Source organism: Anaerolineales bacterium, from assembly GCA_015075625.1.
Taxonomy (GTDB): Bacteria; Chloroflexota; Anaerolineae; order Aggregatilineales; family UBA2796; genus UBA2796.
In genome coordinates this window covers 1,224,366-1,245,489 of record JABTTZ010000002.1, presented here as the reverse complement: position 1 = coordinate 1,245,489, position 21,124 = coordinate 1,224,366, and the positions used below count along the sequence as shown (strand labels likewise).

Here is a 21,124-nt window from a genome sequence, read left to right as displayed (position 1 = left end):
AGGATGATGCGCATGACCACCTTGTTTACGTCGCGGAATGGGGTTCTCACACTCACCTCCCTTATCATCATAGGCGCGAGTCTAGCGCTCTTGAGGACACTTGCCGTTCAGGGTCTATCGATCCGCACCGCTGCCGCCAGTTTGCTTATCCTCTCGTTTCTTGTCTTTACCTTTGGTGGTGTCCTCTACGCCGGACGCGCCTTTCTGAAGTGGGAGATCAACGAGGGGTCATCTCATGTAATTTGGGAACGGGGCTTCGTTATGGGCGGTGTTCTGGCTGCTGCGCTTGGTTGACCCTTGCTGCCCCATGTGTGTTGGCGGGGATTTTCGGTTCAATTGCTTCGATAGTCGTTCGCTTTCGGAATGCCGTTGGTGTTGAACGGGCGCAGTTGAAGTGGCTGGCTGTGGCGGGCGTTGTCGTCATTGTGGGCAATATCCTCGGCAGTATTCCTTGGTGGCTCTGGAGAGACAACCGCCTGACCCAAGAACTAAGCATTGTTATTCTCGACATAACCATCGTCAATATGGTTATTGCCACAGGGATCGCCATACTGCGCTATAGGCTGTGGGATATCCACATCCTGATCAACCGCACCCTGGTTTACGGGTCGCTGACGGCGCTGGTTGCTGCCTTCTATATCGTTATAGTCGGTTCGCTAGGCGCACTACTTCAAACCAGTGGCAGTTTGCTGATTTCCCTTTTGGGGACGGGCATCATCGCCACCTTGTTTCAACCGCTGCGGAAGCGTTTGCAGCAGAGCGTGAATCGCCTAATGTACGGAGAAGGTAGTCGCTTTTATCCGATAGCAATACGGCTTGGGTTGATTGCCCACAAGGGGATAGGCTGAGCCTGCCATTCTTCAGCAAACCAATGCCCTTGTCTCAGTGCTAAAAACTGTCCTGCGATCAGCGCAAAAGCGCCCTTGCTTTCAACCCGGCGCTTTAGCGCCGGGGATACCATCAAGGCTTACTCCGCGCCCTTACCGGGCAAGAATTCATTGGTGAACGCCTTCCCCGACTCAATCGGTTTTTCGAGCGTCCCACTTTCGACCATGAAGGCGGTCATTGCCTCCCAGATGATCAAGCGCTGTTCACCCCAACGAGGGGCATCCGCCATGAATTCCTTCGAGAGGTACTCCGCGCTTGCCTTCACCAGCGCTTCGTCCAGATCGGGGTTTGCCTCAAGGAGGATCGCCGCCGCACCGGATGGATCGCTAATCGCATCGGCGTAACCACGCGCCGCCGCTTGGACGAAGGCTGCCACCACATCGGGCTGTTCAGCAATGTGTGCCTCGTTCGTGATCAAAATCGGCGTATAGTAATCGGGGACGCACTCTGGATAATCCTTCAGCATGAGGTAATCCACCTCTAAGCCGCTCAGTTCTGCCCGCAAGCCGTCCCATCCCCGAAACAACCATACGAAATCAATCGCCTCACGTTCCATCAGGGGGAAGGGTTCAACAAAGCCAATATCTTGAATGTCTACAGTCCCTTCTTTGCCCCCACAGGCGATCATCCGCTCGATGATTGGTTTCTCAATCATTGAGCCGAAGCCACCGTAACGCAGCCCGACAAGATCAGCCGGAGACGTGAGGGGGTGTTTTTCCCGCAGGGAGGCAAAGCCCGATGTGTTGTGTTGCAGGATTGCCGCGATAGAGACGATGGGCAGTTCGTTGGCGCGGACGTAGGTAAATGTCTCTTGGTAGCTGATGCCAAAAGCGGCAGCGCCTGTCGCCACCACTTGTTCCACCGAAATATCGCCGGCGGGTTGAATGTCCACCGTCAGGTTTGCTTCGGCAAAGTAGCCCTTCGCTTGGGCAACATACAAGCCGAGATGGTTTGTGTTGGGCGTCCAATCCAACATCACGGTGAGCGTCGTCGGAGCGTTCGCTTTGGCAAAGGTGGTCGCCCCGCCAAGCGGATCGCCATCCTGTGCCGCCGCCCCACCGATTCCCGACAGCGCCAGCGCCGCCAACAGAACGCCCAACAGCCATTTTTTGATCATTCGTGGTTCTCCTCAGAATCATGAAATAACACCGGCTTTAACAGCCGTTTATCAAACGCAGCAATGCCCGCCGCCCCAAGCGAATCAAGGTGAGCGTGCGCCGCCGCTGCATCGATCCGCAGCGTCGCCACATCGATTCCCTGACAGCGCTCCGGGAGCGGATCAAGCCACTGCCGCACACGCAAAAATAGCTTTAATGCCCCCTCGTAGTTTCCGCGCTCAATCTGGTAGTAGGTAACGCCCACTTGCAAGACAGCGCGGTAGAGATCGCGCACAGGGCGCGTCTCTGCTTTCCATGCTGCTTCCAACATCTCGTGCGCCTCATAATACTGCCCCGCCCGGAACGCCCGCAAGCCCTGTAAGACGAGCGGCGGCGGCATCTCCTTGCACATTTCGGCAAGCCCCTCGCGCCGAGGCGGGGTTAGGTGATGGGTAATAATGGCAGCCGTGTTGGCAAGGAAGGCATCCGATGCAATGAGTGGGAGGTAAAAAGCGCGGGCAGCATCCTCAGCCGCCGCCCCTTCCCCAATGGCGATCATGGGCAGACGGCGAGTGGCGGGGTCGCTGCGCAGAGCAGAGAGCCACCCCCCGCGTGAGAGATCGAGCGCCGGTGTGATCGCCACGATCATCATGATGGGCTGCACATCGGCCACCAAGCGGAGCGCATCCAGCGGGGTGGGGAAATGCGGGGCGTGGAGGATCACCCGCTCTCCCTTGAGAGGGTGGGGTAAGGGCGTGAGTGCCGCCTGAAGGGTGGGGGAATCCAGAAAGGCAAGGATAGGCACAGGGCAAACCTCCGCATCACGCAGAGTGTACTCGATATACGCCATGCCTTGCTAATCCCGCTGCCCTTCCCTATAATGCACGCATCCACACTGAGTCTAGAGGGGAAGGATATTCCGGCATGGCACATGGGGCAATCAGCGCCTTTCTAAAACATCACTATCGGCATTTTAATGCGGCAGCACTCATTGACGCGGCAGAGGGCTACAGCCGCCATCTTACCGAAGGGGGCGTCATGATGGTGACGCTTGCTGGCGCCATGAGTACCGCCGAACTAGGGCTTTCCCTCGCGGAAATGATCCGCCGCGAGAATGTCCACGCGATCACCTGTACGGGGGCAAACCTTGAAGAAGATATCTTCAACCTGATTGCCCACGATTTTTACGAGCGTGTTCCCCACTACCGTGACCTGACCCCCGCCGATGAGCAGGCGCTCTTAGCGCGGCACATGAACCGCGTCACGGATACCTGCATCCCCGAAGAAGAAGCGATGCGCCGCCTTGAGGACGCCCTTCTAAACGAATGGATCACCGCCGACAAAGCGGGCGAGCGCTATTTCCCGCACGAGTTCCTCTACCGTCTGATCCGTTCGGGGGCGTTGAAAGAACACTATCAGATTGACCCGAAGGATTCGTGGCTGGTGGCAGCGGCGGAGAAAAACCTTCCGATCATCGTCCCCGGTTGGGAAGATTCAACAACGGGCAACATGTACGCTGCTCACTGCATCACGGGTGAGATCAAGAACGTACATACCGTCCGCACGGGGATCGAATACATGATCACCCTTGCCGACTGGTATACGCAAACCGCGCCGAAAACATCTATTGGGTTCTTCCAAATTGGGGGGGGCATTGCCGGAGACTTCCCGATCTGTGTCGTCCCTATGCTCCATCAAGATTTGGGGCGGCGCGACACGCCACTATGGGGCTACTTCTGTCAGATCAGCGATTCGACCACAAGCTACGGATCGTACTCTGGGGCAGTCCCCAATGAGAAAATCACGTGGGGAAAATTGGGGATCGACACGCCGCGCTACATCATCGAATCGGATGCGACGATCTGTGCGCCGCTCATGTTCGCTTTGATTATGGGAGAGTAGTGACGCGCTACAGCACGTCCGCCCGACCCTTTCAGAATGCGGGCTTTAGCGCCGCACCTCCCGCATCCCTGTAGAGACGCCGGAGGTGCGTCTGCCCTTATTAGCGCAAGGCAAAGGGGTTGAAATTCGTCTTGGTGTCGTAGTAATCTTCCGCCTCGGCGCGTTTCAAGAAGCGTACAGCGGCATACGTCACCGGCGTGAACAGTGCCTCTACCGAGACTTTGAAGATGTAGTTTGAGACAAAGATGGTGAGCAGAACCTCGTTGGGAAACACCCCGTAGAAAGCGACGACCAAGAACACCGAGGTATCCACGAACTGCCCCACTAGCGTAGAGCCAATCGTGCGCGTCCAGAGCGCCCGTCCCTTTGTGGCAATCTTCATCTTTGCCAAAATGAACGAATTCGTGAACTCTCCGGCGAAGTAGGCGATCAGACTGCCGAGGACGATACGCGGCGCCTGCCCTAAAATCAGGCTAAAGCCTTGCCCTTTGGTGAAGCCCGTAATCCCTTCAATCTGATTCCAAAATGGTTCGGGCGGTAGGGCGTCGATTATGGCGAGGACGCCAGCGGTGACGATGATCCACAAGAAGCCCGTCCAGATCACGCGGCGGGCGCGTTTGTAGCCGTACACCTCCGTCAGAACGTCGCCAAAAATATAAGCGAGGGGAAAAATCACCGTCCCCCCGTCAAAGGTTAGCGAGCCGATGATGACTGTTTTTGTAGAGGCGATGTTGCTGATGATCAACACCGCCACAAATGAGGCGGTGATGAAATCGATGTAGCGGTAAAGCCGAGGTTGTGGTTGATCCATAAAAGGTCTGCGATACACCTGTGGGTGAAAAATGGGTTAGGATTCCGCTCTTGGGAATTCATTACGCCCTATTCTACAAAAAATTCACCAGAACAATGAGGGGGAATGTTTACGGTGTGTATGTCAACATGCCCTCGCTGCTGTTTAGCCAAACCTGTACCTGTAGATGGGGAGAGATCATCGATTGAGGGTGTTTCCTCCCCAATCGGTCTCCTTTCGTGAATGCCTAGCGCAAAAAGACCTCGCCCGTCGCCGTGTTCCGCGCCACTGACCACCCGCGTGGGTGGCGCACCCACTCCAGCGGCGGGAGGGAGCGCGTCTCTAATATATCGACCCGTTCGCCCGCATTTAGGGTATCAATTGCTTCGGCGGTGGCGATGGGGAGCGCCCGTACCCGCAGCGTCGTCGTCGCGATGGTTTGCGTGGCAAGGACGCGCCGCGCCATGTAGCCGGCGTTACCGGGGATCACCACTCCCCGCACCACCGCCAGATCGCCCGCCGCCAGCGCATTGCTGAAGCCCACCCCTGGCGATCCGCTGCCATCCGTTGCAAAGCGGGCGGCAGCGCGAGTCAGCTTGCCATCGCCCACCTGAAGGATGGGGAGAATCGGCTTACGGAGCGTTCGCAAGGCGGCAAAGGTTGTGCGTAGTGCCGTCAGCGGGTCGGCGTCGTCGGTGACCCATGCCAGTTTGGGAAGCATAAAATCGATAAAGGGAAACCATTCGGCAACATTCAGGGCGCTGATCTGGTCGGCGCGTCCGCTGAAACTGACGCCGAGAGGGTAGCCGCCGGGGAGCGCCCGCCGCAGCCCGTTCATGAAGGCGCGGATTGCCGCTGAGGTGCTGAGCGTCACCGAGCCGCTGACGAGATCGAGGATGATCGAACGGACGCCCGCCGCTTGCGCCGTGTTGATAAGCAGAGTTGTCTCTTTTGCTGCATCGCTGCCAACCACCTCGTGCCAGGCATGAATACGGACGCGGGCGGGGGAGAGCGCCGCCGCCCATCCCGCATAGTCCCCCACCGAGGCAACCCCCGGCGCGTTTGTGTTGGGGGGGAAGAACGTGACCCCCCGGCTGCCCTTCAGGATCAGCCCTCGAACGTTTGGCGCTGTCGTCCGCAGCCTTGCGGCAAGGGCATCCACCGTCCCATCAGGAAGTGTTGTGCCGGCACTATGCGTCAGGGCGATCTCACCATCAAGCGGGGTGGGATTTGGCGTGTAGATCGTCGGCAGGGCGGCGTGAGTGCTTTTGAAATAGGTGTTGTAGATCGCCCCTTTCGGCTGCTGATCGGCGTTGGTGATTCCGGCGGAGTCCATTGGATCGCTCCACGCAAACCACGTGATTGCCCGCACACTGTGGGCTTGCTTGTCGCGCAGATAGAGAGCGACGTTTTCCATATACTGGGCGATCCGCGTCCACAGCGCCCGATCCTCCACGTTGACGCGGGGGACGCCGATCTCCGTGATCCACAAGGGAACGCCGGGGAAGCTGTCCTGAAACTGCGCCAGATAGGTTTCCAAATTTGCCCAGGTGGGGAAAGGTCCCGAGCCCGTTGGCGGGGGGACATGGGCGTAGGGGTGAATACCAATGCCATCGATGGGCAGCGACCCGCCAAGCTGTTTACGCACCTCGCGCAGGTAGCTCAGCGCATTGCTGAGTGGCGACGCCAACCCACTGCTGATAACCAATGCGGCGGGATCGGCAGTGCTGATCGCCCGTGAGAGCGCGGACAGCAGTTTGCTATAATAGGCGGGTTCGATGAAGATGGAGGTTGGCTCACCGCTGACATCGACCTCATTCCAAACCTGATACGCACCGACGACGCCCTTGTAATGGCGAGCGATCTCTTGGGCGGTGGTGGCGAACCCACGCGCATACTCATCCCACGAGCCACCGCTGAGCCAGGGAGCATTGCCGCCGTAGGTATCTTGGAGCAGCACTAGAAGGACGTTTGTGCCAGCGCGAACGTAGCCCTGAATGATCGGATCGTAGAAGGCGAACGCCTGCGCCAAACTTTCGCGGCGGCTGTGAACGTGAAAGACAAAACGCACCCAGGCGCTGTTTGTGAGGGCGGGGGCGGTAGGGTTGGCGCGGGGGTTGTTGGGGTCAATGTTGATTCCCCAAAACGGCGCGCGAAAGGACAGCGTATCGCTCAGAAAGAGAAAGCGCCCATCCAGCGACCCCACCGCCGACCAGCCCCGACTATGCCGCGCCCAGAGAAAGCCGTCATTTTCGGTGAGTGTTGCGTCATCAATGGTGATCGTCTCACCTCGTTTGATCATCTCTGGAGTTTTGAATTGGTCGGCGGTGCGCGGCTCAGTGCGGATGTTTAAGGCATTCACGATGCAGCGGTAGGTTTTTGTCGCCATGTGGCTATTTGCCTTTCCTCGTGTGGAGCGAGGTTGATTGTACCAAACGAAAGGGAAACAACGGATGATTCGTGCGGTGGTCTTTGATTTTGGCGGTGTGCTGATGCGCACCGAAGATCGGAGCAAGCGTCAGGCGTGGGAAGCCCGCCTGAACTTAGCGGCGGGCGAATTGGAACAGATTGTGCATGGCAGCGCGGTATGGATTGAGGCGCAAGCGGGAACACGCAGCGTTGAGTCCTACTGGGAAGCGATTCGGGAGCGTCTCGCCCTGACCCCAGAGACGCTGGCGGAGTTGCAGCAGGATTACTTTGCCGGGGATGTCCTTGATCAGACCTTGATCGCCCTGATTCAGCGCTTGCGGGCAGAGGGGCTGCGCGTTGGGCTGCTGAGCAACGATGCGACTACCCTAGAGCAAAAACTGCGGGCGCAGCTTGCCATTTACGAGTGTTTCGATGCCGTTCTGATCTCGGCACAGACGGGGGTGATGAAGCCCGATCCCACCGCCTATCGGATGATTGCCGAACGGCTAGGGTGCAGCACGCCCGAATGTGTGTTCATCGATGACAACACGGCAAATGTCGATGGGGCGCGGGCGGTGGGCATGGCGGCATACCTCTACCGTCCAGGGATGGATGTCGCCGCTGCCATTGAGCCGCACCGTACCGAACGAACGAAAGCGGTCATTTTCGATTACGGCAATGTCCTTGATATTCCGCCCGACGCGGCGGTATGGGAGGCACACCGTGAGGCATTAGCCGCACCCTATGGACTTAGCGGGAAAGACCTCGGCGCGTTGATTCATCAAAGCGAGGCATGGGAACAGGTGAAAGTGGGGGCGATCTCATTTGAGAGTTACCTAGAAACGATCTTTCACTCGTTGGGGATCAACGATCCAGCCGAGCGAGAGCGCCTCCACGACGCCTATTTCGTGGGTCGGGAAGGGATTCACCCAGAGATGCTTGCTATTGTGCAGGCGTTAAAGCAGCGCGGCGAGGTAAAAATCGGCGTCCTCAGCAACGCTTGGCAGTTAGAGATGGCGCCATGGCTAGAACGGGATGAACGGCTGAAAGGGTTGTTTGATGATGTCGTCAGTTCAGCGGCAGTGGGGATGGCAAAGCCAGAGGTGGCAATCTACCATCTGACCGTAGAGCGGTTGGGCGTCCGCCCGGGTGAGGCGATCCTCGTTGATGATCTGCGCCGAAATACAGAGGCGGCGGAATCGGTGGGGCTGCCGTGTATCGTCTGCCAATCGCCTGCGCAAGTACGGGCGGCGTTGGTGGAGCGGGACTTGCTGTAGGGGAGCGTTCTCTGTAAGGGCGCAGCGTATACGCCCGCCGCTAAAGCAGCGGGCTGAAAGCAGCCGCCCCGTTGGGGCTTAAAAACAAAGGGAGCAATCACATACAGGGGTCACACGGGGGTCTGTGTTCCCAAGCCCCGCAGGGGTCGTTATTCCTAGCTTGAGCCCCACGCCACCCTCTTTCCCTTATTCCTCGCCAAGATACGCCTTACGGACGATCTCGCTGTTTTGCAGCACCTCTGCCGAGTCCCCCATGACAATTTGCCCCGATTGCAGGACATAGCCGCGATCTGCCACTTGCAGCGCCATGCGTGCGTTCTGCTCCACCAAGAGGATCGTCGTTCCCTGCGCATGAAGGGTGCGGATGATGTCAAAGATCGCCTCAACCAGCACCGGGGCAAGCCCCATTGAGGGTTCATCGAGGAGCAGAATTTTGGGGGCAAGGATCAACCCCCGCGCCATTGCCAGCATTTGTTGTTCGCCGCCAGAGAGCGTCCCGCCAAGCTGATCAAGGCGTTCGCGAATGCGCGGAAACAACACAAAGGTTTGATCAATCCGTTTTTGAACCTCGCTGCGGGGGATAGTGAACGCCCCCATCTCAAGGTTTTCCCGTACAGTCAATTTCGGGAAGATACGTCGCCCTTCGGGAACATGCCCCACCCCCATGCGGGTGATCAGGTGGGGGGGGATGTTATTGAGCGTCTTTCCATCGTAGCGCACTGTCCCGCTGCGGGGGCGCACCATTCCGCTGATCGTCCGCAAGGTGGTGCTTTTCCCCGCCCCGTTCGCGCCAATGAGGGTGACGACTTCCCCCTCGTTGACCTCAAGGGAAATTCCCTTTAGGGCGTGGATATGCCCGTAGTAGGTGTGTATGTTCTCTAACTGAAGCAGCGCCATGTCTCACATCCTGTACGGTTAATGTTCGGAGCCACGTCCTAAATAGGCTTCAATCACACGGGGGTTTTTGCGCACCTCGTCGGGCGCTCCCTCGGCAATTTTCTGCCCATAATCCAACACGGTGATGTACTCGGATATGCCCATAACCACGCGCATATCGTGTTCAATCATGAGTACGGTCACCTTTCGTTCATCCCGCACACGGCGGAACAAACCCATTGCCTCAACGCTCTCGTTGGGGTTCATGCCCGCCGTCGGCTCATCCAGGAGCAGCAGCTTGGGGTCACTGGCGAGGGCGCGGGCGATCTCCAAGCGCCGCTGATCGCCATAGGGCAGATTGCGAGCAATCTCGTTCGATTTTTCTAAAAGCCCCACAAAATCGAGGAGTTCTTCCGCTTTTTTCTGGGCGCTGCGCTCCTGTTTGGTAAACCAGGGCAGGCGCATCATCGTGGAGAGCAGGTCGATCCGCAGGCGGGTGTGCATTCCCACCAAGACATTTTCAATGACCGACATCGCCCCGAACAGGCGAATATTCTGAAAGGTGCGTGAAATGCCCTGACGGTTGATTTGGTCTGGGCGCAAGCCGATCAGCGAACGCCCATTCAGGGTGATTGTCCCTTCATCGGCACGGTAAATGCCGGTGATCAGGTTGAAAAAGGTCGTCTTACCCGCCCCGTTGGGTCCGATAATCGCATTGATGGTCTGCGGCGCAATAGCATAGGTCACCCCTTGCACTGCGGTGAGACCGCCAAAGCGTTTGATCGCGTTATTTACTTGAAGCAGCATAGTCATCTCTCCCTGTTAGGCGCCCGGTGCCGTGTTGGCGGGCGTGGCAGCGGGAACGATCTCTGGCTCGTCTTCGCTGTGCATTTCCAGTTTGCGTCGCTTTGCCGGAAAAATGCCCTCTGGGCGGAAGATCATCATGATGATCAGCAGCAGCCCAAAGACGAACTGCTGATAGCGTTCAGGAGAAAGGGCGGCAGGCCACTTTTCAAACTCCAACTGGATGATCGGGATGATGTACTTGGCGTTTTTGAGCGTATTCACCTGAAGGGAGAAGAAGGGCAGGATCAACTGATTGAGCAAGGTGACGACCACCGCCCCTAACAGTACCCCCCGAATACTCCCCATCCCGCCGACGATGACGATCACGAGGATCAGAATCGATTTCGTGAACTCAATGCTTTTGGGGTCGATAAACGTTTGCTTCGTAGCAAAGATCACACCCATCGCCCCGGCAAACGACGCACCCATCGCAAACGCCAGCAGTTTCATCCGCACACGCGGAATGCCCATCGCCTGCGCTGCCACATCGTCCTCGCGGATTGCCGTCCACGCCCGCCCAATGGCGCTGTTATCCAGCCGCGCCGTGACCACCACCGCCAGGACCCCAATAAAGAGCGATAAGCCATAGAAGGCAACTTGCAAGACAATGCCATCCAACTGTGAACTGGTCAGATCGCGCCTGCCAATTAATTCTGCCACTGAGCGCACAATGTCATAGAGAAATTGGGGAAAGTCGGGATGCGGGATGCCCGGCAGCCCCTGCGCCCCGCCGGTCAGGTTGATCTTCGTCAGTGGGCTGCTGGAGACGTTCCCCAAATTGCTGACGAGCGTTTTGATGATCTCCCCAAAGCCAAGCGTCACAATGGCAAGGTAATCCCCCCGCAGACGCAAGACGGGCAAGCCAAGCAGAATACCGGCCACACCCGCCGCAATCACCCCCAAAAAGAGGAACAGCCAGATCGCGTTGGGGGAGACCAACGCCCCATTCACCTGAAAGATCGTGTCGCCCTGTGTCGAAGTGACCATGCCCCACAGGTATGCACCGACAGCGAAAAAGGCGATATAGCCCAGATCGAGCAAGCCCGCAAAGCCGATCACGATGTTCAGCCCCACGGCCATAACACCGTAGATGCTGATGTCGATTAGGATGTTGAGGAAGGTGGTGTCTTTAATCCCGATCAGCGGCAGCAAGATGAGCGTCACCAGCAGGCAGATGACCACTTTTGTCCAGCCTTTGATGGGCATATCAAGGACGAAAAAGGGCGAGATCATCAGCATCGGAAAGGCAACTGCCGCCCAGAAGGAGAACAACTGCATATCGCGCCGGAGGAACTGCATAAAGACAAAGGCGAAGGCTATCCACCCGAAGGCAAAGCTCATGCGCGGGGCAACCCGTGTGCCAAGCAGGGCAAGCCCGATGATCAGCGTCACCCAGATGCCCATCCCCGCCGAGTTGAGAGCAACACCCACATCGCCATTTGCCCGCGTCAGAAGGGTCTGAAGGGCAATGAGGGCATAGCCAACAGCAATCCCGCCAGCAATCGTAATCACGTTCTCCACCAGTGAGGGTTTCTCCCCTTCGCGGAGAAGGAAGCGTGCGATCAGAGCAAGGACGCCCGCCACCGGCACAAGAAAGACAAGCGCCGCCAGCCCCCCAAATGCCACACTGTACATCTCGCGCCCGGTGACATTGCCCAAGCCCTGTACGGAGGGACTTAGCAAGGGCATGAGCAAGAAAGCGAGAATCAGGACGATCCCGTAAAAAACGAGGCTGCGCCGCTCAAAAATAACGGACGACGTGCTTATAGTAGACGGTTGGAGTGTCATTAGACTTTTTCGTCCTCCCGCTTGCCGAGCAACCCTGAGGGACGGAATAACAAGACGAGAATCAAGACCGAAAAGGCAAAAATATCAGTGTACCCCGTGCCAAGTGCCGGGAAGGAGGGCAGCAGTGAGGAGAAAAACGCCTCAATCAAGCCGAGGAGCAAGCCCCCCAAAAGCGCCCCCGTGATGTTCCCAATACCGCCCAAAACAGCGGCGGTGAACGCCTTCAAGCCGGGCGCAAACCCAATATAGGGAGAGATGTTGCTCACCTTCAAGCCAAACAAGACGCCCGCCGCGCCGCCAAGCGCACCACCAATCAGAAAGGTGAGGGTAATCATCTGATTCACGTTGATCCCCATCAGGGAGGCGGTGGTTTGATCTTGGGAGACGGCGCGAATACCCTTGCCGAGTTTCGTGGCGTTCACAAAGTAGTTCAGCGCCAAGACCATCAAGATGGCCGAGATGACGATGACGACGGTTGTCATATTTGTCGAGACATCGCCAATGAGGGGGACGCGCTGCTGCAAAAAGGGAACTTGAATTGCCTTCCCCTGGCGGTTAACAGCCGCAAATTTCATGAAATCATCGAGCGGGTACGGCATATTAAAGGCTCCCCGGCGAAGTTCCTGCGTTGCCCGCACGAGGTCTTGGAGGAGCAGCGAGACGCCGATAGCGGAGATGAGCGGGACGAGCTTGGGGGCGTTACGCAGCGGCTTATAGGCAACACGCTCCACGACCACCGCCAGCCCACCGGAAAAGAGCATTGCGGCGAGGAGCATCGCCAAGATGACCAACACCGGGGAGAGCGATTCTAATGCGCCGCCTTCCGCCCCGTGATTGAGCAGCATCAAGACTTCAAAGCCAATCACCCCACCAACCATGAAAATCTCGCTGTGGGCGAAGTTGATGAAGCGTAAGACGCCATAGACCATCGTATAGCCGAGGGCGATGACGGCATACAAAAAGCCAACTGAGATGCCATCGACCAAGATGTTCGGGAGCAGCCTAAGCGTTGTCTCGAACAAATCCGTTCGGGGACGCACTCGCAGGAGGTCGATCCCGTGCCAATCTGAGCGCAGCAGCAGGCTGATCCCAATAGCAACCAGCGACATAACCACCGAGGACAGCACAACAAAAAGCAGTATTTGTCCAAGCGGTCTCAAAATATACTGAACTATCCAATTTAAAGCGCGTTGCGACGCGGGCATGGTGTCTTTAACTCCGTCGAGAGTGCGGATATGAAAGGGGAGACGCCTTGTTGTGCGTCTCCCCTATACCTTACAGATCGCCTAAAGCGACACTGAGCGTTAGCCCCTTAGGGTGAGGGTTAGTTGCTCTTGGTCGGCTCCGGCGTCATTTCCATCATCTCGGCAGCCGTCAAGGGTGAAGGAGCCGTGACGGAGCTGATCAATTCGTTCTCGCCCCATTTGGCGGGATCGGCATCCTTGACTGAGAGGATGTAGTAGGTCGCCACTTTTGGGTCGCCATTCGCATCGAAGCTGATCTTCCCGATGATCGTCTCAAAATCGGCTGTCGCACGGACGGCCTTCGCTACATCGGCACGGGTCGGCAGTGCGCCACCGTTCTCGCTGATCAGTTGGGTCAGGGCAGCCATGACGATCTGGGCAGAGGCATAGCCTTCCGCAGCGTAGGCTTCCGGCTTGATCCCGAACTTGGCTTCGTAGTCAACAATGAACTGCGCAGCGGCGGGGTAGATCGAGGCGGGACCAGCAGCGCTGGTGTAGACCAAGCCAACGACGGCTTCGCCAGCGATCTTGGTCAGGTCAGAGCCATCCATACCATCGGGACCCATGAACTGCGACTCGACACCCTTATCGCGTGCCTGCTTGAAGAACACAGCGGCTTGGTTGTAGATGCCGCCGAAGTAGATCAAATCGGGGTTGGCGCTTTCGATGGGGGTAATGATCGCATCGAAGTTGGAGGTTTCCGTCGTGCCTTCAAAGCCGAGGACTTCTGCACCACCGGCAAGCATCGCATCGCGGAAGAAGGTGGCCACACCTTCGCCGTAGGCGGTCTTGTCATGGACGACGTAAACGGTCTTGGCATTGAGCGTCTCAAGGGCATACTGCGCACCCGCCGCGCCTTGCGCGTCGTCACGCCCGCAAACGCGGTTGACTGTTGGGTAGCCGCGATCCGTCACCTTGACGTTCGTGTTGGCGGGGCTGACCATCGCCAAATCAGCGCGGTTATACACTTCCGAGGAGGGAATCGCCACGCCAGAGTTCAGGTGACCAACGAGGGCGAGGATCGCCGGATCGTTGACAATGTTCTGGGCGTTGGAAACGCCGACATCGGGGGTTGCTTGATCATCAAAGGGGACGAATTCAACGGTGAAACCAGCATCGATGAGGGGCTGCTTCAATTGTTCGACGGCAAGTTCAACGCCGTTACGAATGGCTGTGCCAAGCAGCGCCTGACCACCAGAGAGCGGGCTGTGCGAAGCAATCTTGATCACCTTCGCATCTTGGGCAGCGGCAGGAGCGGCAGCAAAGCCCATCCCCAACAATGCCACGACAAGAGCAATCGCAAAAAGTTTAGATACTTTCATCAGACAGGTCTCCCTCAGTTTAGGAAAGTTTTTGGTGTGAACCATAAACACAAGCAGTTATTCTGCCTGTTGTGGGGGCAAATATAAACGAATCATAATGCGCTGTCAAGAAAGTCATCTTCCAAAAAAGATTAGGAAAAATTTGGGCAGTTTCGACAAGATCAACGGGGGGTCATCACGGGGCAATGGGTGCGGGGCTGAAAGGCGGCGTGTCCGCAAATAGAAAAAAGAATACCGACCAAGAAGGGGTAAACTCAAAAGTGACCAACTTGGCTGAGTTGATGTGTTTGGCTCAGAACCCCTATCCCCCCCGGTTACTGCGCAGCAGTCGCCTTTCCCCGTAGACAGGGAAAGGGGAAGAGAGTCCCCGTCTCTGTCATGGGGTGGGGGCAAGCCCCGAAGGGGTGGTTACTCCTAGCCCGCTGCTTTAGTGGCGGGCGACAGGCGGAACAGCGGGGGCGCACCTGAGTGCGCGCCCCCTTAGCTCACATCGGTGGGGGCTGCCTTGCCAAAGATACGCTCAATCTCCGCACGCAGCAACGCATGTTCAGGTAGTTCGAGGTCGGGGTCTTCGGCATAGAGTGTGCGTGCCTCCAACTGTGCCAGTTCCACGACGTGGGCGTTCATAAAACTGCCCATCTCGAAGCCGCGCCCACTTTGCCGTGTGCCAAGCAGTTCGCCCGCCCCGCGCTGTTCCCAATCGATCTCGGCAAGGCGAAACCCATCGGTGACTTCCTCCATCACGGCAAGTCGTTCAGAGGGCGTTTCTTCATCGACCAGCATACAGAAGCCAGAATATTCGCCGCGCCCCACGCGCCCCCGCAGTTGATGGAGCTGCGCCAGCCCGAAGCGATACGCTCCCTCAATGAGGATAACATTAGCGTTAGGCACATCAATGCCCACCTCAATCACTGTGGTCGAAACGAGAATATCAAGCTCGCCGCGATTGAAGGAATCCATCACGGCATCTTTTTGCGTTGGGGAAAGCCGTCCGTGCAGCAGCCCAAGCCGCAGGTTGGGAAAAATCTCTTGGCTAAGGCGCTCATACTCAGCCACCGCCGCCTTTGCCAAATCCTTCTCGCCCTTTTCAGCATCCGCCTCTATAAGGGGGTAGACGATGAATGCCTGCCGCCCTAAGCGGATTTGGCTGCGGATGAAGTTATAGCTGTATTCGCGGTGGTTTGGGGAGATCACTTTTGTTGTGATCGGTGTCCGCCCCGGCGGGAGTTCATCTAGGATAGTCAGATCAAGGTCAGCATAGCGCGTCCATGCCAATGTACGCGGAATCGGTGTGGCGGTCATCACCAGCAGATGGGGATTCTCGCCTTTCCCGCGTAGTTTTCCGCGCTGCTCCACGCCAAAACGGTGCTGCTCATCAATGATCGCCACGCCCAAACGGGCAAAGTTCACCCCCTCTTGAATCAGGGCATGTGTCCCAATCGCAATGTGAATCGTCCCCTCCCGCAAGCCGGCTAAGATAGCGGCGCGTTCGGCGGCGGGCGTTGCCCCCGTCAGTAAGGCGACGCGAATTGCTTTTTCTGGCAGCCCGATTCCCACCAAGATTCCAGCGATAAGGCGGCTGATGCTCTTGTAGTGCTGTTCGGCAAGGATGCTTGTTGGCGCCATGATCGCCCCCTGCGCCCGCCCGGAAACGGCAATGAGCAAGGCGACAGTGGCGACCAGTGTTTTCCCCGACCCAACATCCCCCTGCAAGAGGCGGTTCATCGGGATGGGCTTAGCCATGTCCGCTCGAATCGCATCAATGGCGCGTTTTTGGGCGTTTGTCGGCGCGAAGGGGAACGCCCCAGAGATCGTGTACAACCACGTATGGGCAACCGGCAGCGCGATCCCCGGCAGCGATTGCCATGTGCGGCGGTTGCGCAGCATCCCCACTTGGAGCATCAGCAGGTCATCAAACGCCACCCGCCGGCGGGCGTGGTCAAGCGCCTCCCACGAATCCGGCGCGTGCAACTGCCGAAGCGCCCAAGAGAGATCGGAAAGGGCGAGGCGCTCCAAGATGGGGAGCGGCATATAATCGGGCATATCGGCAGTGTGCGTCTCGATCACCTTTGCGCTCAGACGGCGCATCGAGTGCGCCGATAAGCCTTTCGTCAGAGGGTAGATGGGGATAATTCGTCGGGTGTGGAGCGCCTCTTGCTCGATGGGCTCCCATTCTGGGTTATCCATGGTCACCCGCCCTAGATAAATCCCCGTCTTTCCGCTAAAGACAACCTGTGTCCCACGCTGGAATTTGCTCATCAGGTAAGGCTGCCCAAAAAATGAGGCAGTGATCGTCCCTGTGCCATCATCAAGGGTGACATTCAAGACATCGACGCCGCGCCGCCCTTTGATGATTGCCGCGCTGCGCACCGTTCCTAGTACCGTCACCTGTTGGTTGGGCTGCACTCGTCGCAAGGGGAGCAGTTGCGTGTAGTCCACATACTGCCGAGGAAAAAAATAGAGCCAATCGCGAATGCTCTCCAGCCCCAACGCTGAGAGCTTTTCGCCAATTTTCGGTCCGATACCCTTGATCCCGATCACAGGTAGGGAAAGGCGTTCGTAAAAGGACGCTTCCTCCTGTGGGTCACGCGGGGGGCGCGACGCACGCGGCGGACGGGCTAAACGCGGCTCGCTCCTTGGTGTTGATCCCTCGTGGTTGGCGAAGATGGCAGGGGCATCGGGATCATCATTCTGAAACGAGATGCTCTCTTCAATGCGGTTGAACCCATGATTTCCCCGTGCCTCAGTCTGCCCTTGTGTTCGCTGCGGGGTGGAGGGTTTGCCATGGTGGGGAGCGCTGTCTTTACCCTCTTTCCTTTCCTTACCCTCCTTCGGCGCGTTTTGTGGAGAAGGGCGGTTTGGCTGACCCTCACCCTGTTTGGGAAAGGCGAGTTTTCCCCCGGCAGGGGGCAAATCCCGCTTGGGAAAGGGTTTTCGTTCTGGTGGTGAGGCTGTTTGTGCTGGGGCGGTAGCGGTGGCTGCTGTCGGGGTCTCTGCTGGCGGGGGGATGCGCCCCATGATTCGCCCTAACATGTGCCGGATCAAGGCGGCGCGTTCCCTGCTATCGGGCATCTGCGCATAGCGGCGGATTGACTCGGACAACTCATCGACAAGGCTGTGATGTTCAGGCTTTTTCGCTTGGGTGTGGGCATCCCGCGCCCAGTTTTCGGCAAAGGCGTGAAAGCCAGAGAGTCCGCCGATCAACGCCGTCCCATCGCAGTCATTTTGTTGTTCTAGCTTCAGAATTTTGACGAGGGTTTCAAGTGCCGAGGGCATTGTATCTATGCGCCTTTACCATTCATCGCTGACGTTATCTGGTTATCTCGCGCCAATTGTAACAGGAAAGAGCGAATAGAACGAGTGTTTTCTCTGATTTCAACATCGTTATTTAAGGCGGGGGCGGGCGCATACCACGCGCCTCTACCGATGCGCCATTGGGATTTCCAAACCCCGAAGGGGTGGTTATTCCTAGCGCGGGGGCTTTAGCCCGGCGTTCTACCTGTGTGCGTCCGCCCACGCTGAGCCTTAGCCCGGCATAAAGCGCACCCCATAATGGCGGCTGGCATAGTTGTACATGATGTCGGCATACAGGCGCGGATCGTCAAAGCCCCGAAAATCGGGCTTGATCTCCGAAAGCTGGATAAGAAACGCCATCTCCCCAAAGGCGACGCGTCCATAAAGCGACCAGCGCTCCAACCGCTCCAAAAGGGTGAAGGCTGAAGCAAAATTGGGAAAGCTGCGTCGCAAGTGGGCATAGGCAGCCTCTAGATCGTCCACCACGAAGCCGAGGTGATGAATCCGGCTTGGAATCCCATCGGTAAGGGGCTTGCCCGGCTCGGCATCAAAGAAAAAGAGCGAGGTATTCCCCGTTGTGACAACGGATATATGTGAATCGTCACGGATGATTTGCATCCCTAGCCCCCGTGCAAAGAAATCCACCGCCGCCTTGCGGTCTGCCATCGTCAGGGCAAGGTGGTCAAAGCCGACATTGCGCCAGTGGCGCTCGGTAGCGGCGTCCAGCCTTTTGGCGACGATCTTCAAAGCCGCCGCACCATAATGCTCGGCAATTTCTCCAATAAACATATCAGGGTAGATCAAATCGCCAGAGGTTGGCTCGTAGATGCTGATCCGCTGGTTGTGCATGAACCCTTCCGGCAGGAATTTTTCCATCGCCTCGTGGACAATGGCAAGGGCATCCATCTCCCCGGAATGAGTTTCGCCCGACTCAAGGGTAAAGGTGATGGCGATCATGGTTTGCGTGGAACACTCCATTGGTGAATATAGATTTTGACAACAAGCTGACTCAGCAGGATGGCAAGACAGGAATCCCACAGGGTGGGAAAGACCCCCGCCCAAAATTCGGCAAGCCAGGCGATGATAAAATTTCGTGTAAAGAGCGTCAGACAGGCAAACGTAACAATGAACCCCATCACTGCCATCACCATGCGGTAGATGGTTTTGTTACGAATAGGGCGAAAGAATACCAGAGAGACAAACGCCAGTGCTACACCCATACACGCCCCAACGCCGCCGCCAAGAATCCCCCCCTAGAAAAAGCGGAGGGGGACAACCGTAAATGGCGACTGACCATAGAATGCCCCGATGACGATACGGCTGAATAGTCCCCCTAAAACGCCCCCAAAGACGCCTCGACTCACCGTGTGGGGGAGGACGGTGCGGCGTGTATATAATATAAAGTCCCTCTCATTGGTGTGGCATATCCTCGGCTAAACCGGTCAGTTCGTGGGGCTTCAACAGAGTCACCCACTCCCGTCCGATGCTGACGATACCCGTTGTCTCCCACGCGCTCAACGTCCGGCTGACACTCTCCAGTGTTGTGCCGTTCATCTGCGCCAAATCTTGCCGGCTCAGGCGCATCTCCAAACGGAGCGCCCCGTTTGGCTCTGGAACACCCACCTTTTGCGCCAAGCGCAGCAGAGTGCGGGCAATCCGCTGTTGAACACGTTCAGCGCTCAGTTCACGGATGCGTTCATAAGCCTCGTGCAGACGGGTAGCCGTTATCTTCAGCGCCCGTAGGGCGAGCGCCGGACACTCCGCCAAGACCGTCCACAGAATCGTGCCGGGGACTTGGGCGGCGGTGACGGCTTCCAGCGCCTCGGCGCTGCCCGGATAACGATCCCCCGTCAGGGCAACAACAAAGGCGATCACATCGCCGGGGACAAAGATCGCCAGCGTGGTGTCTTTTCCGCTCAGGCTGTGCTGGATCAGCCGCACCCGCCCACTGATGACCAAAAAGAAGGATGCCGCCGACTCGCCCTCCACAAAAAGGAGTTCCCCAGCCTGAAAGGTGCGGGGGCGGGCGGATTCAATAAGGCGTTGGCGGGTGGGCGGGCTGAGATCGGTAAAAAATTCTGAGGCGACGAATGCCTCGGCGAGAGTTCCCACCAGAAAATACCTCTCAGCGGAACAAGTCCATAGCCAGCGGACGGTAGAGGTCGGCGGCGCGTCCATCCTCTGGCGTGCCTTCGGGCGGGCGATAGCCGCGAATCAAGGTCACGGGCAGCCCTTCGCCCGCTTGCCCACTGACGAGATCAGCCGCGGCGGCAAGCTCATCCGCCACGCCCACATCGGTGTACTGCAATTTCCGCCCAAATAAATCCGCCCGCCCGCGCAGGTCAAGCAGAGCGGGTATGCCCGCCACGCCGACCGCCACGCCAACATTTCCTAAGCGGTGCGGGCGTCCGTGCGTATCGCTGATGATCACTGCCGGAGCGTTGCCCAAGCGGGCGGCGATGCCCTCTCGCAAGCGTCGCGCCGCGCCGTCGGGGTCGGTAGGCAGCAAGAGGATCACCTCCTCGCCCTCTGTGCCAACGTTGGAATGATCAATCCCCGCGTTTGCCGAGACAAAACCCAAGCGGTGGCGGGTGATCAGGACGCCCATCCGCATCCGGCTGATCTCTTGAATTTCACCGAGGGCAACTTCCACAAGGCGCGGGTCTTTGCCTGTTGCGCTGGCGATTTCCTCGGCGCGGGGAGAGGGCGTCACCGTCCGCAGGTCAACGAAGCGCCCCTCTGCCTTCGCCACGATCTTCGAGGTGATCACAAGGACATCCCCATTTTCAAGGATGATTCCAGCGTTTTGCAGCGCGTCGGCAATCAGCGCGGGGAGATCGTCCCCCGCTTGGATGAGCGGGATAGCGGGGATGGGAGTGATGGTGATCATGGTTGATCATCCTCGCCTATAGGCATGATTTTTTAGTCTTTCGTTTCAGTTGCAGCGTGCCGAGGTGACTAGGACGGTTGTACCATCCGTCCGCGTCCCCCGCGAGATCGCCGTGTCACCATTGATGGTGAGCTCGAAAATCGTCTCTCGTCCGGCATTCGGACCGGAAACATAGCTCAAGAGAACGCTTTTCCCGCCGTCCAAAAGCTGATATTTCCCCGTGTTCAAGCGGCGGTTTGTGCTATCGCCAGAGTAAAACAAGCCATCGGCGGTGTATTCGGTGCGGCTGGCAACATCCAGCGGCATATCGGTGAGTGTGCTGCCTTGTTGGAGCTGCTGTTTCGTCGGACACCACACGCCAACCAACGAGGGCGTGTTGGAACAGCCAATCAGCAGGGTGCTGAGGATCATCAGCACCACAAGGACAGCTTTCGCACGATTCATTGTTCGTTTTTCTCCATAGACTGGTTTACTGGCGGTGATCACCTGTGATTAATCTCC

General features: G+C 57.7%; 19 protein-coding genes. 4 read left to right on the top strand and 15 right to left on the bottom strand.

Going from position 1 to position 21,124, the window contains the following annotated elements:
- The first annotated feature begins 12 nt into the window (after positions 1-12).
- On the top strand, positions 13-294 hold the full coding sequence (locus tag HS103_13975; GenBank protein ID MBE7513910.1) for a hypothetical protein: 282 nt from the start codon (positions 13-15) through the stop codon (positions 292-294).
- On the top strand, positions 243-848 hold the full coding sequence (locus tag HS103_13970) for a hypothetical protein (protein MBE7513909.1): 606 nt from the start codon (positions 243-245) through the stop codon (positions 846-848). Before HS103_13975 ends, HS103_13970 begins: the two co-directional genes overlap by 52 nt.
- 119 nt (positions 849-967) lie before the next feature.
- Here HS103_13970 and HS103_13965 read toward each other — a convergent pair whose 3' ends face one another.
- Positions 968-2,005, bottom strand: a complete 1,038-nt coding sequence (locus tag HS103_13965) for an ABC transporter substrate-binding protein (protein MBE7513908.1) — start codon at positions 2,003-2,005, stop codon at positions 968-970.
- Positions 2,002-2,835, bottom strand: a complete 834-nt coding sequence (locus HS103_13960; GenBank protein ID MBE7513907.1) for a DUF309 domain-containing protein — start codon at positions 2,833-2,835, stop codon at positions 2,002-2,004. The genes HS103_13965 and HS103_13960 overlap by 4 nt, the downstream gene beginning before the upstream one ends.
- A 74-nt stretch (positions 2,836-2,909) precedes the next feature.
- Between HS103_13960 and HS103_13955 the strand changes: the two genes are divergently transcribed.
- Entirely contained in the window at positions 2,910-3,887 is a 978-nt protein-coding gene (locus HS103_13955) for a deoxyhypusine synthase family protein (GenBank protein ID MBE7513906.1), read from the top strand.
- A 100-nt stretch (positions 3,888-3,987) separates the two neighbouring features.
- Here the strand turns inward: HS103_13955 and HS103_13950 are convergent, their stop codons facing one another.
- Together HS103_13950 and HS103_13945 are read right to left on the bottom strand one after the other, a co-directional pair.
- Positions 3,988-4,698, bottom strand: a complete 711-nt coding sequence (locus HS103_13950; GenBank protein MBE7513905.1) for a queuosine precursor transporter — start codon at positions 4,696-4,698, stop codon at positions 3,988-3,990.
- A 226-nt stretch (positions 4,699-4,924) separates the two neighbouring features.
- Positions 4,925-7,066, bottom strand: coding sequence for a hypothetical protein (locus HS103_13945; protein MBE7513904.1), 2,142 nt, complete (start codon positions 7,064-7,066; stop codon positions 4,925-4,927).
- Between the two features lie 64 nt (positions 7,067-7,130).
- Here HS103_13945 and HS103_13940 point away from each other — a divergent pair, with 64 nt between their 5' ends.
- Complete coding sequence (locus HS103_13940; protein ID MBE7513903.1) at positions 7,131-8,363, top strand: HAD family phosphatase; 1,233 nt, start codon at positions 7,131-7,133, stop codon at positions 8,361-8,363.
- A 186-nt stretch (positions 8,364-8,549) separates the two neighbouring features.
- Here the strand turns inward: HS103_13940 and HS103_13935 are convergent, their stop codons facing one another.
- From HS103_13935 to HS103_13885, 11 genes are all read right to left on the bottom strand, one after another.
- Entirely contained in the window at positions 8,550-9,260 is a 711-nt protein-coding gene (locus tag HS103_13935; GenBank protein ID MBE7513902.1) for an ABC transporter ATP-binding protein, read from the bottom strand.
- 18 nt (positions 9,261-9,278) lie between these two features.
- A complete protein-coding gene (locus tag HS103_13930; GenBank protein MBE7513901.1) occupies positions 9,279-10,052 on the bottom strand; it encodes an ABC transporter ATP-binding protein in 774 nt (257 codons plus the stop codon).
- A gap of 9 nt (positions 10,053-10,061) precedes the next feature.
- Positions 10,062-11,873, bottom strand: coding sequence for a hypothetical protein (locus HS103_13925; GenBank protein ID MBE7513900.1), 1,812 nt, complete (start codon positions 11,871-11,873; stop codon positions 10,062-10,064).
- Positions 11,873-12,982: a branched-chain amino acid ABC transporter permease gene (locus HS103_13920; GenBank protein ID MBE7513899.1), complete on the bottom strand. Its 1,110-nt coding sequence runs from the start codon at positions 12,980-12,982 to the stop codon at positions 11,873-11,875. Before HS103_13920 ends, HS103_13925 begins: the two co-directional genes overlap by 1 nt.
- 215 nt (positions 12,983-13,197) lie before the next feature.
- A complete protein-coding gene (locus tag HS103_13915) occupies positions 13,198-14,388 on the bottom strand; it encodes a branched-chain amino acid ABC transporter substrate-binding protein (protein ID MBE7513898.1) in 1,191 nt (396 codons plus the stop codon).
- Between the two features lie 531 nt (positions 14,389-14,919).
- On the bottom strand, positions 14,920-17,715 hold the full coding sequence (gene recG / locus HS103_13910) for an ATP-dependent DNA helicase RecG (GenBank protein MBE7513897.1): 2,796 nt from the start codon (positions 17,713-17,715) through the stop codon (positions 14,920-14,922).
- A gap of 249 nt (positions 17,716-17,964) precedes the next feature.
- Entirely contained in the window at positions 17,965-18,690 is a 726-nt protein-coding gene (locus HS103_13905) for a VOC family protein (GenBank protein MBE7513896.1), read from the bottom strand.
- Positions 18,687-18,953, bottom strand: a complete 267-nt coding sequence (locus HS103_13900) for a hypothetical protein (GenBank protein MBE7513895.1) — start codon at positions 18,951-18,953, stop codon at positions 18,687-18,689. The genes HS103_13905 and HS103_13900 overlap by 4 nt, the downstream gene beginning before the upstream one ends.
- A gap of 190 nt (positions 18,954-19,143) precedes the next feature.
- Positions 19,144-19,911 (bottom strand): Crp/Fnr family transcriptional regulator, encoded by a 768-nt coding sequence (locus HS103_13895; GenBank protein MBE7513894.1) that lies wholly within the window; start codon positions 19,909-19,911, stop codon positions 19,144-19,146.
- Positions 19,859-20,623 (bottom strand): coenzyme F420-0:L-glutamate ligase, encoded by a 765-nt coding sequence (gene cofE / locus HS103_13890; protein ID MBE7513893.1) that lies wholly within the window; start codon positions 20,621-20,623, stop codon positions 19,859-19,861. The genes HS103_13895 and cofE overlap by 53 nt, the downstream gene beginning before the upstream one ends.
- 45 nt (positions 20,624-20,668) lie before the next feature.
- Positions 20,669-21,067 carry a hypothetical protein gene (locus HS103_13885; protein MBE7513892.1) on the bottom strand — a complete coding sequence of 133 codons (399 nt, stop codon included), beginning with the start codon at positions 21,065-21,067 and terminating at the stop codon, positions 20,669-20,671.
- Between the last annotated feature and the right edge of the window lie 57 nt (positions 21,068-21,124).

What these genes read in the sequence shown, in the direction of transcription:
- HS103_13975 (MBE7513910.1), top strand. Translation starts at nt 13, where the DNA reads ATGACCACCTTGTTTACGTCGCGGAATGGGGTTCTCACACTCACCTCC.
- HS103_13965 (MBE7513908.1), bottom strand. Translation starts at nt 2,005, where the DNA reads ATGATCAAAAAATGGCTGTTGGGCGTTCTGTTGGCGGCGCTGGCGCTG.
- HS103_13960 (MBE7513907.1), bottom strand. Translation starts at nt 2,835, where the DNA reads ATGGCGTATATCGAGTACACTCTGCGTGATGCGGAGGTTTGCCCTGTG.
- HS103_13955 (MBE7513906.1), top strand. Translation starts at nt 2,910, where the DNA reads ATGGCACATGGGGCAATCAGCGCCTTTCTAAAACATCACTATCGGCAT.
- HS103_13950 (MBE7513905.1), bottom strand. Translation starts at nt 4,698, where the DNA reads ATGGATCAACCACAACCTCGGCTTTACCGCTACATCGATTTCATCACC.
- HS103_13945 (MBE7513904.1), bottom strand. Translation starts at nt 7,066, where the DNA reads ATGGCGACAAAAACCTACCGCTGCATCGTGAATGCCTTAAACATCCGC.
- HS103_13940 (MBE7513903.1), top strand. Translation starts at nt 7,131, where the DNA reads ATGATTCGTGCGGTGGTCTTTGATTTTGGCGGTGTGCTGATGCGCACC.
- HS103_13935 (MBE7513902.1), bottom strand. Translation starts at nt 9,260, where the DNA reads ATGGCGCTGCTTCAGTTAGAGAACATACACACCTACTACGGGCATATC.
- HS103_13930 (MBE7513901.1), bottom strand. Translation starts at nt 10,052, where the DNA reads ATGACTATGCTGCTTCAAGTAAATAACGCGATCAAACGCTTTGGCGGT.
- HS103_13925 (MBE7513900.1), bottom strand. Translation starts at nt 11,873, where the DNA reads ATGACACTCCAACCGTCTACTATAAGCACGTCGTCCGTTATTTTTGAG.
- HS103_13920 (MBE7513899.1), bottom strand. Translation starts at nt 12,982, where the DNA reads ATGTCGCTGGTTGCTATTGGGATCAGCCTGCTGCTGCGCTCAGATTGG.
- HS103_13915 (MBE7513898.1), bottom strand. Translation starts at nt 14,388, where the DNA reads ATGGGCTTTGCTGCCGCTCCTGCCGCTGCCCAAGATGCGAAGGTGATC.
- recG (MBE7513897.1), bottom strand. Translation starts at nt 17,715, where the DNA reads ATGCCCTCGGCACTTGAAACCCTCGTCAAAATTCTGAAGCTAGAACAA.
- HS103_13905 (MBE7513896.1), bottom strand. Translation starts at nt 18,690, where the DNA reads ATGATCGCCATCACCTTTACCCTTGAGTCGGGCGAAACTCATTCCGGG.
- HS103_13900 (MBE7513895.1), bottom strand. Translation starts at nt 18,953, where the DNA reads ATGGGTGTAGCACTGGCGTTTGTCTCTCTGGTATTCTTTCGCCCTATT.
- HS103_13895 (MBE7513894.1), bottom strand. Translation starts at nt 19,911, where the DNA reads ATGGACGCGCCGCCGACCTCTACCGTCCGCTGGCTATGGACTTGTTCC.
- cofE (MBE7513893.1), bottom strand. Translation starts at nt 20,623, where the DNA reads ATGATCACCATCACTCCCATCCCCGCTATCCCGCTCATCCAAGCGGGG.
- HS103_13885 (MBE7513892.1), bottom strand. Translation starts at nt 21,067, where the DNA reads ATGAATCGTGCGAAAGCTGTCCTTGTGGTGCTGATGATCCTCAGCACC.